This is a genomic window from Nitratireductor sp. J20-h4, assembly GCF_056780505.1.
Genome location: NZ_CM165557.1, coordinates 4,417,675 through 4,433,102, shown reverse-complemented (window position 1 = coordinate 4,433,102; position 15,428 = coordinate 4,417,675). Strand labels below are relative to the sequence as shown.

General features: G+C 67.4%; 16 protein-coding genes. 1 reads left to right on the top strand and 15 read right to left on the bottom strand.

Features of this window, described 5'->3' with window-relative positions:
- Positions 1-5: 5 nt before the first annotated feature.
- The 7 genes from ACT2B0_RS21435 to ACT2B0_RS21405 all read right to left on the bottom strand — a co-directional run bounded on the left by ACT2B0_RS21435 (position 6) and on the right by ACT2B0_RS21405 (position 7,438).
- Complete coding sequence (locus ACT2B0_RS21435) at positions 6-1,859, bottom strand: ABC transporter ATP-binding protein (RefSeq protein WP_473460254.1); 1,854 nt, start codon at positions 1,857-1,859, stop codon at positions 6-8.
- A 196-nt stretch (positions 1,860-2,055) separates the two neighbouring features.
- A complete protein-coding gene (locus tag ACT2B0_RS21430; RefSeq protein WP_473460253.1) occupies positions 2,056-3,084 on the bottom strand; it encodes a glucokinase in 1,029 nt (342 codons plus the stop codon).
- A 6-nt stretch (positions 3,085-3,090) separates the two neighbouring features.
- Positions 3,091-3,510 carry a methylglyoxal synthase gene (locus tag ACT2B0_RS21425; RefSeq protein WP_473460252.1) on the bottom strand — a complete coding sequence of 140 codons (420 nt, stop codon included), beginning with the start codon at positions 3,508-3,510 and terminating at the stop codon, positions 3,091-3,093.
- A gap of 94 nt (positions 3,511-3,604) precedes the next feature.
- Positions 3,605-4,615 (bottom strand): penicillin-insensitive murein endopeptidase, encoded by a 1,011-nt coding sequence (mepA, locus tag ACT2B0_RS21420; protein WP_473460251.1) that lies wholly within the window; start codon positions 4,613-4,615, stop codon positions 3,605-3,607.
- A 74-nt stretch (positions 4,616-4,689) separates the two neighbouring features.
- Positions 4,690-5,574, bottom strand: a complete 885-nt coding sequence (locus ACT2B0_RS21415) for an SDR family oxidoreductase (RefSeq protein ID WP_473460250.1) — start codon at positions 5,572-5,574, stop codon at positions 4,690-4,692.
- Positions 5,571-6,743, bottom strand: a complete 1,173-nt coding sequence (queG, locus tag ACT2B0_RS21410) for a tRNA epoxyqueuosine(34) reductase QueG (RefSeq protein WP_473460249.1) — start codon at positions 6,741-6,743, stop codon at positions 5,571-5,573. Before queG ends, ACT2B0_RS21415 begins: the two co-directional genes overlap by 4 nt.
- A gap of 2 nt (positions 6,744-6,745) precedes the next feature.
- Entirely contained in the window at positions 6,746-7,438 is a 693-nt protein-coding gene (locus ACT2B0_RS21405; RefSeq protein WP_481658433.1) for a glutathione S-transferase family protein, read from the bottom strand.
- 375 nt (positions 7,439-7,813) lie between these two features.
- Between ACT2B0_RS21405 and ACT2B0_RS21400 the strand changes: the two genes are divergently transcribed.
- Entirely contained in the window at positions 7,814-8,620 is an 807-nt protein-coding gene (locus tag ACT2B0_RS21400; protein WP_473460247.1) for an undecaprenyl-diphosphate phosphatase, read from the top strand.
- An 81-nt stretch (positions 8,621-8,701) separates the two neighbouring features.
- Here ACT2B0_RS21400 and ACT2B0_RS21395 read toward each other — a convergent pair whose 3' ends face one another.
- The 8 genes from ACT2B0_RS21395 to ACT2B0_RS21360 all read right to left on the bottom strand — a co-directional run bounded on the left by ACT2B0_RS21395 (position 8,702) and on the right by ACT2B0_RS21360 (position 15,411).
- The gene (locus ACT2B0_RS21395; RefSeq protein ID WP_473460246.1) at positions 8,702-9,469 is read right to left on the bottom strand and encodes a sulfite exporter TauE/SafE family protein; all 768 of its coding nucleotides are present in this window, start codon (positions 9,467-9,469) and stop codon (positions 8,702-8,704) included.
- A gap of 6 nt (positions 9,470-9,475) precedes the next feature.
- On the bottom strand, positions 9,476-10,450 hold the full coding sequence (locus ACT2B0_RS21390; protein WP_473460245.1) for a complex I NDUFA9 subunit family protein: 975 nt from the start codon (positions 10,448-10,450) through the stop codon (positions 9,476-9,478).
- Positions 10,451-10,588: 138 nt separating this feature from the next.
- Positions 10,589-11,014, bottom strand: coding sequence for a hypothetical protein (locus ACT2B0_RS21385; RefSeq protein WP_473460244.1), 426 nt, complete (start codon positions 11,012-11,014; stop codon positions 10,589-10,591).
- Complete coding sequence (locus tag ACT2B0_RS21380; RefSeq protein WP_473460243.1) at positions 10,956-11,582, bottom strand: hypothetical protein; 627 nt, start codon at positions 11,580-11,582, stop codon at positions 10,956-10,958. The genes ACT2B0_RS21385 and ACT2B0_RS21380 overlap by 59 nt, the downstream gene beginning before the upstream one ends.
- Positions 11,579-12,433: an alpha/beta fold hydrolase gene (locus ACT2B0_RS21375; protein WP_473460242.1), complete on the bottom strand. Its 855-nt coding sequence runs from the start codon at positions 12,431-12,433 to the stop codon at positions 11,579-11,581. The genes ACT2B0_RS21380 and ACT2B0_RS21375 overlap by 4 nt, the downstream gene beginning before the upstream one ends.
- Complete coding sequence (locus ACT2B0_RS21370; protein WP_473460241.1) at positions 12,430-13,887, bottom strand: M81 family metallopeptidase; 1,458 nt, start codon at positions 13,885-13,887, stop codon at positions 12,430-12,432. The genes ACT2B0_RS21375 and ACT2B0_RS21370 overlap by 4 nt, the downstream gene beginning before the upstream one ends.
- Positions 13,884-14,426, bottom strand: coding sequence for a TRAP transporter small permease (locus ACT2B0_RS21365; protein ID WP_473460240.1), 543 nt, complete (start codon positions 14,424-14,426; stop codon positions 13,884-13,886). The genes ACT2B0_RS21370 and ACT2B0_RS21365 overlap by 4 nt, the downstream gene beginning before the upstream one ends.
- A 4-nt stretch (positions 14,427-14,430) precedes the next feature.
- Complete coding sequence (locus ACT2B0_RS21360; RefSeq protein ID WP_473460239.1) at positions 14,431-15,411, bottom strand: TRAP transporter substrate-binding protein; 981 nt, start codon at positions 15,409-15,411, stop codon at positions 14,431-14,433.
- Positions 15,412-15,428: the final 17 nt, after the last annotated feature.

Below are 15,428 nucleotides of genomic sequence, written 5' to 3'. Positions count from 1 at the left end.
CGCGCTCACGACTTTCTCCCCGCATGTCTCCCGCGCGCGGCCGCGGTCCCGGCCTTGCCGGGAACGTCGCGCACGAGCTCCAGATTGTTGGCGCCCTGCATTTGATGGAAGCGGTAATAAAGCCCATTGCGGTCGCGCATCAACTGCTTGTGCGTGCCTTCCTCGGCCAGGCGCCCGGCATCGAGCACGAGAATGTGATCGGCATCGATCACGGTCGACAGCCGGTGGGCGATCACGATCGTGGTGCGGTTTTGCATCACGGTTTCGAGCGCCTGCTGGACACGCGCCTCCGATTCGCTGTCGAGCGCCGAGGTCGCCTCGTCGAGCAGCAGAATCGGCGCGTTGCGCACGATGGCGCGGGCAATCGACAGGCGTTGGCGCTGACCACCCGACAGGGTCATGCCGTTTTCGCCCACCTGCGTGTCGTACCCCAGCGGCAGGGCGGATATGAAATCATCGGCATGGGCCTGGCGCGCCGCCGCCTCGATCTCCGCGTCGCTGGCATCCGGACGGCCGTAGCGGATATTGTCGCGGATCGTGCCCTCGAACAGGTAAGGCTGTTGCGAGACATAGGCGATCGACTGGCGCAACGACTGCTTGGTCACGCCGCATATATCCTGGCCGTCGATCGTGATCGTGCCGTCCCACACATCGTAGAAGCGCTGCAGCAGCGCGATTACCGTGGTCTTGCCGGCGCCCGATGCGCCGATAATCGCGGTCTTGCGGCCGGGCGCGGCGGTAAAACTGACATTGGTCAGCACCGGGCTGTCGGGCGTGTAGCCGAAAGTGACGTTGTCGAACCGGACCTCGCCACCCGGAACGGCCAGTGCCGGCGCGCCCTCGCGATCGCGCTGGCGCGGCTCAATGTCGAGAATCTCGTAGATCATGCGCGCATTGACGAGCGACTTCTCGAGATTGACCTGGACCCTGGCAAGCCGGCGCGCCGGATCGTAGGCGAGCAGCAACGCGGTGATGAAGGAGATCACCGCGCCGGGCGGCTCCTGCGCGAAGGCGGTGCGGTAACCGGCATAGGCGATAACGCCGGCGACCGCGAAACCGGCGAGGATCTCGGCGATCGGCGTGGTCCGCTCGGACACCCGGGCGATCTTGTTGGCGCGGTATTCGGCGTCATCGATCAGCCGCGACAGCCGGGCCGAGAGCTGGGTTTCCATCGTGAAGGCCTTGACGATGGCCACGCCCTGCACGGCCTCCTGCATGGCGCCGATCAGATGGGCGTTGATCTCGACCGATTCGCGCGTCACGCGCCGAAGTCGGCGCATCAGCCGATTGACGGTGTAGATCAGCGGCGGGCCGATGAGGAACGCCACCAGCGACAGAACCGGATCCTGAATAATCATGACGATGATCAGCGCCACCAGCGAGACGGCGTCGCGGGCGAGCGAGGTCAGGGTCATCGACAGGAGGTCGCGGATGCCGTTGACGTTCTCGTTGACGCGCGCGGCGAGCTGGCCGGAGCGCGTATCGGCGAAGAAATCGACGCCGAGGCGCATGAGATGGTCGAACAGCCGCCGCTGGTAACGCGCTACGAGATTGTTGCCGATCTTGGCCAGAAGCACGGCCTGGCCGTAGGTGGCCAGTCCGCGCAGGACGAAGGCGGCGGCGATGCTGCCGCAGATCAGCACGATCAGGTCGTAGCGGCGGTCGTTGAAGATGCTGTCGACGACATCCTTCATGATCCAGGCGACGAAGGCGGTGGTGCCGGCCACGGCGATCAGACACAACACGGCGAAACCGTAATGCGGCAGATATTCGCGGCCGTTCTCGCGTATCACGCGGCGCAGGATCGCGACGACTTCGCCGGGATCGATCGATGGCTTGTGCAATCCCTGTGACGTCACGTGCTGTTCCGATCGTTGCGGGCGGATCGAAGACCATTCGGTCGCCCGGGAGCAAAGAGCGCCGCCTGCCGAGCGCGGCAACACGGACGGCGGAGGCACACCCGCCGGCCGACGGGAACGCCCCTCTTAGCGTCATCAACGGTCGATGCCTATGCCTTCGCTGCAACACCGGCGTCAAGCCGGCGTCGCCGCGGCTTCAGCGGATATGCCAGTGGCGGCTGTCGATCTCGACCCCGAACCGGGCAGGCGTGCGCGCATAGGCGGCCAGACCGGTCAGCGCGGCGAGCGGATGGGTGATGACGAAAACCGGGATCTGCCCGAGCAACTCACTGTGCGGCGCCTTGTCCTCGAACGCCGCGCGGAACGCCGGCTCCTGCAAGGCCGGCACGATCTTCTGGGCGATGCCGCCGGTCAGATAGACGCCGCCGCGCCCCATGAACACAAGCGCCAGGTCACCCGCCAGCCGACCGAGGCCGACCACGAACATCGCCAGCGCCTCCTCGGCGACGGGATCGCTCTTGTCGAGCGCGGCGGCGGTGATCTCTGCCGGCGTGGACAATTGCGCTTCGCTGCCATCCGCCGCCGCGATGGCGCGGTAGAGATTGACCAGGCCGCGGCCGCACAAAAGCTGCTCGGCGGAAATCCGTCCCTCGATCGGCTCCAGATGCGGAAAGACGGCGAGGTCGCGCGCGGTGCGCGGGCCCATGTCGACATGCCCGCCCTCGCCGGGCACCGGAATCCAGGTATGGCAGGCATGGACCAGGCCGGCGACGCCGAGACCGGTGCCCGGCCCGAGCACGATCCGGCCGGCATTGGGCTCGACCTCGCCCCCGCCGATCTTGACCATGTGCTCCTCGCCAAGCGCGATCACAGCCAGCGCCTGGGCCTCGAAATCGTTCAGCAGCACGATGTCCTCGAGACCGAGCGCGGCGGCCATCATCTTCGGCCGCACCACCCAGTCGCAATTGGTCAGCGCGATCTCGTCGCCGTCGATCGGACCGGCAACCGCCAGCACGGCCGAGCGCGGGATGATAGAGGTGCGGTCGAGGATCGAAGCCTGGATGGCCTCGTCGATCGTTGCGAAATCGGCCGTCTGCACGATCGGGAACTGTTTCGGCTCGGCATAGGAATCGACCAGGATGGCGAAACGGGCATTGGTGCCGCCAATGTCGCCGATCAGGATCGGGAATTTGAGAACCGTGTCGGCATCCTCCGCCATGGGCATGTCGTCCTACCTGCCGTCCGTTTCTGAAGCTGGATCGTTGTTACCGGGCACCCGCGGCCGGCCGAGAACCGCTTCGGCGGTCGACCGGTTGAGCGCCATGGGGATATCATAGACGATCGCGAGCCGCATCAGCGCCTTGACGTCAACATCGTGCGGCATCGCCGTCAGCGGATCGACGAAGAACACCAGCGCGTCGATGCCGCCTTCCGCGATCAGCGCGGCGATCTGCTGGTCGCCGCCGAGCGGGCCGCTCTTCATGCGGGTAACCGTCAGCTCCGGGCAGGCCTCCACGATCCGCCCGCCGGTGGTGCCGGTGGCGTAGAGCGTGCAGGCGGCAAGCCGTGCGCGGTGCCGGCGCGCAAAGGCAACCAGATCGTCCTTTTTCTTGTCATGCGCGATCAGCGCAAGACGCAGCCTTTCCGACACGCCTGATCCCTTCCCGCCGGTCCGTTTCGGCTCTTAAACCGGTTTAAAAAGTTTAGGGCAAGCCCCTGCCGCCGAAAAGCCGGGCATTGGCGGTTCAGCGGCGCGGACGCGGCTCGGGCAGGGGAATCTCGCGGCGCGGCGTGGCGGCAAAGGCACTGGCGGCGATCGGCGGCGCCGTCACGGCGTCGCTTCCGCCGATGGTCACGGCGGCTTCGGACATCGGCGCCGGCGCCTCGAGCACCTGGCGACAGGCGGCCGGCAGGTCCTTCATCACCATGACGTCGCGCGCCTTGGGTTTGGCCGGGCCCTTGGCCGGGCGCCAGGGCTCCTCCGTGAACCACCAGGCCAGCGACTTGTCGCAACCATCGCCCGCCGGAGGCGGTTTCTGGCTACGGCAGCCGGTCGAGCCGTCGGGACAGCCGATCCGGACATGGAAATGATAATGATGGCCCCAGAACGGTCTGATCTTGGAGAGCCAGGCTCGGTTTCCGGTCACCGTGTCGCAGAGTTTCTTCTTGATGCCGGGATGGACCAGGATGCGCTCGACGTCCCTGTAGCCGGCCGCCCGCTTGAGCAAAGCCGCATGGGCCGGCGTCCAGATGCGGTCGTCGACGTAGAGCGAGCCTTCCTTCAGCACCGAGGTCGCGCTCAGATTTTCGCGCTCGCTGGCGGTAAGGCGCCGATCGGGCATCGGCGTCAGCCAGATATCGGCATCGAGCCCGACCTGATGCGAGGCGTGGCCGGTCAGCATCGGTCCGCCGCGCGGCTGCGAGATGTCGCCGACCAGAAGGCCGGGCCAGCCATCGGCCGCCGCCTCGCGCGACAGTCTTTCGATCAGCCGGATCATCTGCGGATGACCCCAGCGGCGGTTGCGCGACACGCGCATGGCCTGCCAGTTGGGACCGTCGACGGCGATCGCGACGCCGCCGGAAAAGCAGCCCTTGGAATAAAAGCCCCAGGTCTTGGGCGCGGTCGCAGCGGGCAGGCGCTTGGCGCCGAACAACTCCTTGGCGAGCGGTTCGGCGGCCTGTCCCGGCGTCGCCGCCGCGGCGATGAGGAGGGCCGCCACCGCGCTGGCGCGGAAAAAAGCCGTCAAGATCATCATGCGCTCCCGGTATTATCGCCCTCCGACATCACGCGAATCATAGCATGGTGTCGGTGGCGACGCGACGCCACCGCTCAGGCTCCCGGTTCGATATCCCAGGCCCCGTCCCGCCACAGCCCCGTCAGCGCGGCGCGGTAGTCGGGATAGGCGAAGCGATAGCCCGCCGCCTTGATGCGCGCATTCGACACCCGCTTGGTCTCGGCCCAGAAGGAGCGCGCCATCGGCGACAGCTCGGCTTCCGCGAACGGGATTTCAGGCGGCGGCGCAATGCCCATGGTTTCGGCGGCGAACTCGACCACGTCCTGCGGCGGCGCCGGCTCGTCGTCGGTGACGTTGAAGAGGCCGCCCTTCGCGGCGCGCGCGAGATGGGCGGTGGCGCCGGCGATGTCGGCGACATGGATGCGGTTGAAGACCTGGCCGCGCTTGACCAGGCGCCGGGCCGTGCCCTTCGACAGGTTCAAGAGCGCGTTGCGGCCGGGGCCGTAAATGCCCGAAAGCCGCAATATGGCGGCCGGAACGCCCCGTTCGCGGCCGAGCGCCAGCCAGGCCTCTTCGGCCGCCACGCGCGCGACCGAACGCGGCGAGACCGGACGCGGCGCGGTGTCCTCGTCGACCCAGGCACCGTCATGGTCGCCATAGACGCCGATAGTCGACAGGTAACCGATCCAGGCGAGTTCCGGCATGTCGCGCCGGATAACATCGGCGAAAGCGGCCAGAACCGGATCGGCCTCGCCCTTCGGCGCGATCGAAACGACGAGATGCGTTGCCTGTGACAGACGTTCACGCAATTCCGGATCGGACGTTTCACCGTCGAAGACCAGCGGCTCGATCCCGGCAGCGCGCAGCCGGTCGAAATTCTCCGGCGAGCGGGTTGTGCCGGCGACCCACTCGGCTTCGGCGCGCATATGTCGTGCAATGGCGCGGCCGGAATAGCCGGCGCCGAAGATCATCAGTCTCATGCGAACTCCCTGTCGTTTCCGGTGCGCGCGGCCGCGCACGCCGCCTGCCACTCCTCGCGCACGCTTTGCTCGGCATCGGCGGCAAGTGCGGCCGCGAGCGCCAGAAAATCCTGTGTCGGCAGAAGCCGCGACAACGCCCACACAGCGGCGCCGCGCACCACCGGCGCGGCGTCGTCGAGCAGGCGTCGGCAGGCCGGCACCAGAGCGTCGTCGCCCGAATTGCCGGCCGCAACCAGCGCGTTGCGCACGAAACGGTCGCGCCCGGTGCGTTTGACCGGCGAGCCGGAGAACAGGCTGCGAAAGGCCGCGTCGTCGAGCGCCAGCAGTTCGCGCAACGCTGGCGCGCGCCGGTCGGCCCGGCCGGCAAGCTTGGCCTCGGAAGCCCGCCTGGCGAACTTGTTCCACGGACAGACCGCAAGGCAGTCGTCGCAGCCATAGATGCGGTTGCCGATCGCCGGACGCAGTGCGCGCGGGATCGGTCCGTGATGCTCGATGGTGAGGTAGGAGATGCAGCGGCCCGCATCGAGCCGGTAGGGCGCGGGAAAGGCGTTGGTGGGGCAGATGTCGAGGCAGGCGCGGCAGCGGCCGCAATGATCGGCCTCGGCGCTATCGGCCTCCAGGAAGGCCGTGGTGAAGATCGAGCCGAGGAAAAGCCAGGACCCGTGGCTGCGGCTGACCAGATTGGTGTGCTTGCCCTGCCAGCCGAGCCCGGCGGCGGCGGCCAGCGGCTTTTCCATCACCGGGGCCGTGTCGACGAACACCTTGACGTCGGCGCCTGCGCGGGCGGCCAGCTTGCCGGCAAGCTGCTTGAGCTTGCCCTTGACGACATCGTGATAGTCGCGGTTTTGCGCATAGACTGAAATCACCCCGCGCGAGGTGCGCGCGAGATCGTCGAGCGGGTTGTGGTCCGGCCCGTAATTCATCGCCAGCATGATCACCGAGCGGACCTCCGGCCAGAGCCGGTGCGGGGCAGCGCGCGCCTCCATGCGTTCGGCGAGCCAGCCCATCGTGGCGTGATGGCCGTCATCGACGAATTGCCGCAACCGTTGCGGCAGATCCGGCACGGCGTCGGGTCGCACCACGCGCACGAGGTCGAACCCGGCTGCGGCCGCCTCGCGATCGAGGAAGGTCCGCAGGGGGCTCGTTGTCGGCCGCGCGGACTGGCCCATGATCAAAAATCCAGATCGGCGTAGTGCGACACCGGCGACAGGCCCGGCGCGCGGTCGGCGAGCAGCGAACGGAAGGACGGTCTGGACTTGATGCGCCCGTACCAGTCGCGCGCGGCCCGATAGTCCTCCCACGGCACCTCGCCGAGATAATCGAGCACCGACAGCGCCGCGGCGGCGGCCAGGTCCGCATAGGACAGCCTGTCGCCGGCCAGCCAGTCGCGCGTGCCGGCCAGCCAGTTGGTGTATTTCAGATGCGGCTTCACATTGGCGCGCGCGGCGCGGATCGCCGCCGAATTGGGCGAGCCGCCGCCCTGCATGCTGGTCATCAGCGGCTTGAAGGCGCGCTCGCGCACCAGATGACGGGTCACTTCGTTGTCGGTCTTGACCAGATACCAGTCGACCAGACGACGGATCTCGGCGCGCATGAACGGATCGTCGCCGTAAAGCCGGCGCTCGCGCATCAGCGCGCCGCGCGTCTCATCGAGATATTCGGCGATCACGCCGGCCCCGACGATCGGCGTATCGCCCTCGGCAAGCAGCACCGGCAGGGTTCCCGCCGGGTTCATTTCGAGCAGTTCGGGGCGCCGCAACCACGGCTTTTCGTCGATGAGCTGCAGCTCCTCGCCATATTCGGCGCAGGACAGGCGCACGTAGCGGCAGGAGGCGACCAGCGGATGATGAAACAGTGTCAGCATGATTCGGACTGTGGGTTTGAGGCCAATCGACGTTCGGGTTTTGCCCCCTGAGCCTGCCGCCGGCAAGCCCGGGACGGGCACGGCGCGCCCAAAACTAACGCTTCGCGCAGGGATATTGCCACAACTGGCGACGTCGGAGGCGCGCCGGCATGGGAGGGAGCTGACCCATCCGCGTTCTCCAAGCCGCAACTGGGCGATCATTTCTCATGCAGCGCTCCACATCCCGCACAACGACTGGCCTCAAGCCTATGGCCTTTTGAAGGCCGGCGCGCTAAATCTCCCGCGCCTCCGGCAGGGCCGCGTCAAGGGCCAGTCACTTAGGGGCACATATCGGCACACGCAAGGCGGCGCCCAGTAGACGAGCCGGAGAATTTCATGGCGCAACAGACGATTGTGGACGCGGCGATGCTCGGCCTTCTGGAAGGGCTGACCGAGTTCATACCCGTGTCCTCGACCGGCCATATCCTGCTTGCCGGCCACTTTCTCGGCTTCGAATCGACCGGCAAGTCCTTCGAGGTGCTGATCCAGCTCGGCGCCATCCTGGCCATTCTGAGCGTCTATTTCACCCGGCTGCTGCGGCTGCTCGTGGACTTTCCGAGCGACGCGCGCACACGGCGCTTCGTCGCCGGCATCCTGATCGCCTTCCTGCCGGCGGCCGTGGTGGGCGCGGCCGCACACGGCTTCATCAAGACGGTGCTGTTCGAGACGCCGATGCTGATCTGCATCATGCTGATCGTCGGCGGCGTGATCCTGCTGTGGGTCGACCGCCTGGCGCTCGAACCGCGCTATGCGGACGTGATGGACTATCCGCCGAGCCTCTGCTTCAAGATCGGCCTGTTCCAGTGCCTGGCGATGATCCCCGGCACCTCGCGCTCGGGCGCGACGATCGTCGGGGCGCTGCTGATGGGCGCCGACAAGCGCTCGGCGGCGGAGTTTTCCTTTTTTCTGGCGATGCCTACCATGGCCGGCGCCTTCGTCTTCGACCTCTACAAGAACCGCGACGTGCTGTCGGCATCCGACCTGCCGATCATCGCCGTCGGTTTCGTCACCGCCTTCATCATGGCGGTGATCGTCGTGCGTTACCTGCTCGACTACGTCTCCCGGCACGGCTACCGGCTGTTCGGCTGGTGGCGGCTGGTCGTGGGCTCGGTCGGCCTGGTCGCGCTTCTGGTCTGGGGGTAGACCGCGGGACGGCGATCGCGACGGCGCCGTCCGGCCCGTTTGCGGGACCGCCCTGGAGCGGTCGAATCCTTAGTCGAATCCTTACAAGAGCGCCATCGCTCCGCGCCGCATCAGGTCGAGCGCCAGAAGGGTGATGCCAATCCGAAAGACCTGACGGAACGCCTTCTCCGGCAGGGCCTCGAGCAGCCGCGTGCCGTAAACCGTGCCGAGATAGCCGGAGGCGATCATCGCCACGATCAGCGGCAGCCAGCGCCAGAAGGCAAACCCTGCGAGCCCGAAGACGACGATCTTGAGCGCGTGCTGAACCGTCATGCCGGCGGCGTGCGTGGCCACCAGCGCCTTGCGGTCGTCGGGGAAAAGCTGAGCGAAGAAGGCCGACAGCAACGGCCCGGTCGCGCCCATGAACATGGTGACGAAGGCAAGCACCGCGCTGCCCACGGTCAAGCCGGCGGCCCCCAGCCGATCGATACCGGGAATGCGGCTCCAGGTGACGACGATGACGAACAGGCCGAGCGCGAGCTTGAGCAGCGCGTCGGGGAGTTGCACGACGAAGAAGGCGCCGCCGAGCGCTCCGATCCCGCTGCCGATCAGGAAGGGGGCGGCGATTGCCCAGTACACATTGGCGCGCTGATGCCAGGCCCGGCCGGTGTTGGAGCCGAGCTGGACAGCGCCGTGGACGGGTATCAGCGCCGCGACGGGAATGAACAGGCCCATCAGCGCGAGCATGGCCACGCCGCCGCCGACACCGAAGGCCGCCGTCAGCGCGGAGGTGAAGAAACTGGCGCCCACCAGCAGCGCCGCCGCCGCGACGCTGAACCCGTCCGGCAGCAGGGCGAAGGGCAGATCCAAGGCCGGTCAGGCCACCTTGCCGGTGACGAACTGGCCGGTCTTGCGATAGCGCCACAGATAGGTGGGCAGGATGGTTTCGAGCGCCTGCGGACGGATGCCGAGCCCTTCCAGCGTGCGGCCCTCCTCGACCGCCGCCTGGGAGACGACATTGTCGGTCTGGAGCAGCGTGACCTGGTCGCGCGTCAGTAGCGGGGTCGGCAGGAATTCGAGGAACCAGGCCTGCAGACGCGCCAGCGACCAGGGCAAATCGACGAACATGCGCTTACGCTCGATGACCTCGAGCATTTTTTCCATGCAGTCGCGGAAGCTGAGCACTTCCGGCCCGCCGAGCTCGTAGGTCGTGCCCGCTGCCAGCTTGCCGTCGACGGCCCGCGCCACGACTTCCGCCACGTCGGCGACATAGACTGGCTGGAATTTGGTGTGCCCGCCACCGATCAGCGGCAGGACCGGCGAAAAACGCGCCATGCCGGCGAAGCGATTGAAAAAGTCGTCCTCGGGGCCGAACAGAATGGAAGGGCGCACGATGACCGCGTCAGGCAGGGTCTCGCGGACGGCCTGCTCGCCGCGGGCCTTGGAGCGGGCGTAGACGGAATCGGTCTGGGCGTCGGCGCCGATGGCCGAAATCTGCGTCATGCCGACGCCGGCGGCGCGGGCGGCCTCGGCCACGGCGCGCGCGCCGAAATCCTGGACCGAGGAAAAACGCTGACGTCCGCCTTCGAACAGGATTCCAACCGCGTTGACGGCGTAGTCGGACCCCTCGAGCGCGCGGTCCACCGACCAGCGATAGCGCAGATTGGCCTGGACCGGCTGGATCTGGCCGACATTGCCGAGCGGCTGCAGATGGCCGGCGAGATCGGGACGGCGGCTGGCGACGCGCACCAGATAACCGCGCCGGGCGAGCGCGCGAACGATATGGCGGCCAAGAAAGCCGGACCCGCCGAACACGGTGATGCGCTTGGGGTTGGATACGATCGTCGTCATGGCGCAAACTTCTCCGTCGGCAGCCGAAACCGCGCCATTTGAATATGGCGCCCTCGCGCCGCTTCATAATCGGTTTCAGGGCAAAGGCAAAGCGCGACCATTCGCCCCCGCATGGCGGTTCGCATCCGCCGGTCGAAATCAGAGCGTCGCGGTCACGCCGAAACCGTGCTCGCGCGCCTTGCCCAGGCAATGCCAGGCAGCGGCGAGATCCTGCGCGGCGACGCCGAGTGAGCGATAAAGGGTGATCTCGTCGTCGGCGCCGCGGCCGCCATGCGCGCCGGCCAGCACCTCGCCGATCTCGGCCCGCACGTGGTCCCCGGCGATGCGGCCGCTTTCGAGCGCGGCGATGACCTCGCCGGCCTGGGCGAAGGTCGAGGGGCGGTAGTCGACGAACAGCGTCGCGCGCGCGACCATGTCCTCGTCGATCTCGCGGCTCGACGGCACCGAGGCGCCGGCGACGTTGAGATGGGTGCCGGGATCGATCCAGCCGCCCTTCAGTACGGGCTCAGGCGACGAGGTGACGGTGCAGACGATGTCGGCGCCGGCCACGGCGGATTCTGACATCGTCGGCCGGCTCGATTTCAACATCGCTGTAGCGCGCCCGGGCCCGGGCGATGAAGGCGTCGCGATTCCTGATCCTGCGGCCGACGACGCGCACCTGGCTGATATCGCGCACGCACATCATCGCCTCGAAATGATGCTCGGCCTGTTCGCCGGCGCCGATGATGGTCAGCACGCGCGCGTCCGGCCGCGCCAGCGCGCGGGTGGCGACCGCGCTGGCCGCGGCGGTGCGGATCGCCGTCATCAGCCCGGCGTTCATCATCGCGACCGCCGTGCCGTGCTCGCCCTCAAACAGCACATAAGCGCCCTCGTGCGAGGAATACCCGGCATCGGGATTCTGCGGAAAAAGGCTCAGAAGCTTGATGCCGAAACAGGCCGGCTGGCCGGCGACGCCGGGCAGGAGCGCGCCGGGCATGACGCCCATGCGGTTGTCGCCGCCGACATTAACGAGCGAGCGCAGCGGCAGATTGGCCTGACCGGCGGAGACCGCCTTCATCGCGGTTTCCACCACCTCGATCGCATCGCGCATCGGCAGACAGGCGGCGACGTCCAGATTGGAAAGTACGATCATTGCCGGCGCATCGTCCCCTCGCCCCAGCCCTGGCCGGTGACCTCCAGATCGAGCTGTTCTTCCAAGAGCCCGGTATAGGCGGCCGGGCGGACCACGTAGGGAAAATGGCCGCCCCAGGCGAACCGGTAACACACGCCCGGATCGAGCCGCGCGCGCAGCGCCTCGCGCAGCGGCTGCGGCAGCAGCGGATCGTCGTCGCTCTCGATCGCGACGATGCGCTCGTGCGGCAGGGAAACGGGCGGCAGATCGGGTCCGTCGCGCAGCGCCCTCAGCCGGGCGCGCAGTTCGGGTTCGGAAATCCGTCCGCCCTGCTCGGCCATCAGCAGCGCGACCAGATCGGCCTGGTCGGGATGGGTTTTTCCCCACGCGGTCAGCCCGCGCCCGAAACCGGCCCTGAGCTCTGCGATCGGTCCGTGGTCGAGATCGGAATTATAGGGCGGGAACTGTTTGATCTCGTCCACCGAACCAAGCGTGTTGGCGGCGAGCAGCCGCTTGACCAGCTCCGGGTGAACGGCGGCGAAATATTGCGCGAGATAGCCGCCGAGCGAGGAGCCCAGCACCGTCGCCGCCCGCACGCCGCGCTGGCGCAGGAGTTCGGCCAGGTCGCCCGCCCATTCCCGCACGCCGCCACTGTCGGGATAGGTGACGGCGATCACCCGGGCGCGACCGGCCAGCGCCTCGATCTGCTGCCAGAAAATATCGGCGCGGCCCAGCGTGCCCGGAATCAGCACGAGAGCCGGGCCGTCGGTGCCGGCCGCAACCACGCCCCATTCGCGGCCGCGCAGGCTCACCCGCTGTTCGGGATGGCGCGCGGCGAAACGGTCGCGGTCGGCAATCAGCGGGTTGGTCATGCGAACGGGTTCTCCACCTTGGGCCAATAATCGCCCTTTCTGCGGGTGAAGGGAATGGCGGCGAAATTGGGCGCGATCGCGCCGGGGGTCGCCATATGGATCACCTCGGCGGCGATCGGGGCGAAGCCGGCGTAAAAATGCTGCGACGACTTGACGACCACGATGCGCATCGCTTCCAGATCGATGCCCAGCTGGGTGAAGGCTTCGGGGTGGAAGGTCTGGGTGCGCAGATCGTTGACGACCAGATGCACGCCATCGGCTTCCAGCCAGACCATGTTGCCCATCGGCATCATGGTCTCGCCCATAGGCTGGGACAGGTTCCTGGCCGCCTTGCGAACGGTGACGGTGATGTCGACCGGGTCGCCGGACATCGGCCCGACCTTGCCGCCGAGGCGGATCGGCATCACCGCGCCCTCGCCGGCCTCCTGGCACATGCGCACCACGCCCGGATCCCAGAAAAGTCCGAGCACGATGTCCTTGAGTCCGCGCCTGAGCACCTCCTGGAGCACGAAAGTGGCGTCGCTCGGCGCGCCGCCGCCGGCATTGTCGGCATAGTCGGCCAGCACGACCGGACTGCCGTTGGACGCGCTCGCCCGGTCCAGCGCCGCGTCGATCGACGGGAAGTCCGAGCGCAATCCCTCGCGGATCGACCACAGTTTCTCGCCGAATTCGCGCGCGGTGGCGGCGGCCAGATCGGCGTCGCCATCTGCGATCGCCAGCATGCGGGTGCCGACCAGCGGGTGATCGCCCCAGGGAAAACCGTGCGCCAGCGACAAGGACAGGATGCCGCCGCTTCCCTCGCGGGCGATCATCGCGTCGACAAAACCGCGCATCGGCTCCTTCGGCGTCTGGTAGGAGCCCATCATGCGGCAGTCATAATCGCGCATGACCGGCCGGATCTTGCCGTCGGCGGTATCGGCGGCGAGCGTGAACAGTTCCTCGGCCCGGTCGGGCGAATCGGTATGCGGATATTCCTTGTAGCAGACGATCAGATCGGCGGAATCGAGCATTAACGGGGTGAGATGGTTGTGCGGATCGATCTCGAGCCCGATCACCGTTTCCGTGCCGACGAGCTCGCGGATATGCGCCATCAGATCGCCTTCGCAATCGTCGCAGCCCTGGGCGATCATCGCGCCGTGCATCGACAAGAGCACGATGTCGACCGGCATCGCCTTGCGCAGGTCGGCGAGGATTTCGGCGCGGAAGGCCTCGTAAACAGAGCCGATGGTGGGTCCGGCCGGCTGGGCGAAGGCGGCGAGGCTTTCGACCACCTGCCAGCCGCGTTCCTCGGCGCGGCGGCGCCACACATGCAGCGGCGCGGAAAACAGGTTGGGCGTTTCCCGCGTCGCCTCACGGCTCAGAAAGGTCTCCTCGAACGAGGCCAGACCGGTCGGAATCGGCGAAAACGTGTTGGTCTCGGTGGCGAGGCCGGCGATGAAGATCTTTTTTTTCACGGCGTGCTGTCCTGCTGTTCGTCGGGATCGAAGGCCGACAGCCGGGCGGCGAAATCGGCCAGGAGATGAAGAATAATCAGCGCAAAGGCGATCGGAATCGCGAGGCCGAACCAGGCCATGGAGATGCCCAGCGTCTCGGAATGGCGGCCGACCAGGCGGGCGAGATAGCCGCGCATCGGGTCGCCGGAGGCGCTAAACAGCGAATAATACAGAACCGGCGCGGCAAAGACGGCCACGCCGGCAAGCCGCGCCAGCGCCATCAAGGCGCCAACGGGGCCGACCTTGTCGCGCATGGCGGGAAACAGGTTCGGGTCGGCATGGGCGCGAAAGGCGCAGGATGCGCCCAGCATGCCGGCCCACACCATGGCGTAGCGAGCGAGTTCCTCGGTCCAGATCGGCGGCGCGGCCAGGATGTAGCGGGCCACGACCTGCCAGCTCGCCGCGAGCACCATTACGACCACCGCCGCGACCGCGCCCCACAGCGCGGCCGCGTTGAGCGATGCCGAAAGCCGGTCGAGAACGGCGGCCGCGGCCCGCATGCGCTCAGCGCCCCAGCGACGCCGACCAGATGGCGAGCTGATCGGCACTGACCGGACCGGCGGTGTAGACCGCCCGGGACTTTTCGCGGAATTCGGCGCGGGCCTCCGGCGTCAGGCGGGTGACGGCGATGCCGGCCTCCTCGAGCGCGTCGAGAATGCCGGAACGCTTCTCAAGCCAGGCGCGATTGGCCTTGTCGGCCGCCTTGACGGCATCGTCGACCGTCTGGCGCTCTTCCTCGGACAGGCCCTGATACCAGTCCTCGGACGCGATCGCGAGGCGGACCGAGGGCGAGGTACCGGCATCGGTGAAGTGCTTGATGAAGCCGGTATGGCCGAACAGAAGCGGCACGAAGGGCGGGTTGATATAGCCGTCGGCGACCCCAGTCTGGAGCGCGTTCGGCACCTCGGCCCAGCTCACGATGGTGCCGGTCGAGCCCCAGGCCTCGAACAGCGAGATCTGGATCTCGTCGAGCGCGCGCATGCGCAGCCCGGCCATGTCGTCCACGCCGGCCACCGGCTTCTTGGTGTTGAAGATGCCGGCCGGAAGGCCGAGATGGGCAAAGCCGAGCACCCGCACGCCCTTGGGCGTCGTGCCGGCATTGATCTTCTCGAGCATCCCGCCATCGTAAAGCGCCTTGTCGACTTCGCCGAGACCGTCGAAGAAATAAGGCAGATAGACGCCGTAGATCAGCGTATCGAGCGTGCCGGCCGATTTCACGTCCGACATCGACACTTCAAGCAGGCCCTGGCTGACCTGATCGAGGCGCTCGGCTTCCTCGCCCAGCGCGCCGCGTTGGAACTCCTCCGCTTCGATGCCGTTCTCGTTGAGATAGGTCGCGAAGGCGTGCGCCCACACGTAAGTGCCGGACTGCTCAAGATCCGGCGGGCTGTCGAGCGCCACCTTGACCGTCTGCGCCAGCACCGGCGGCGCGACAAGGACGGCGGCGGCGAGCGCGAGGCTGCCCATCCAGTGTCGAAGTTTCATGTTCTCCTCCCTTTCTG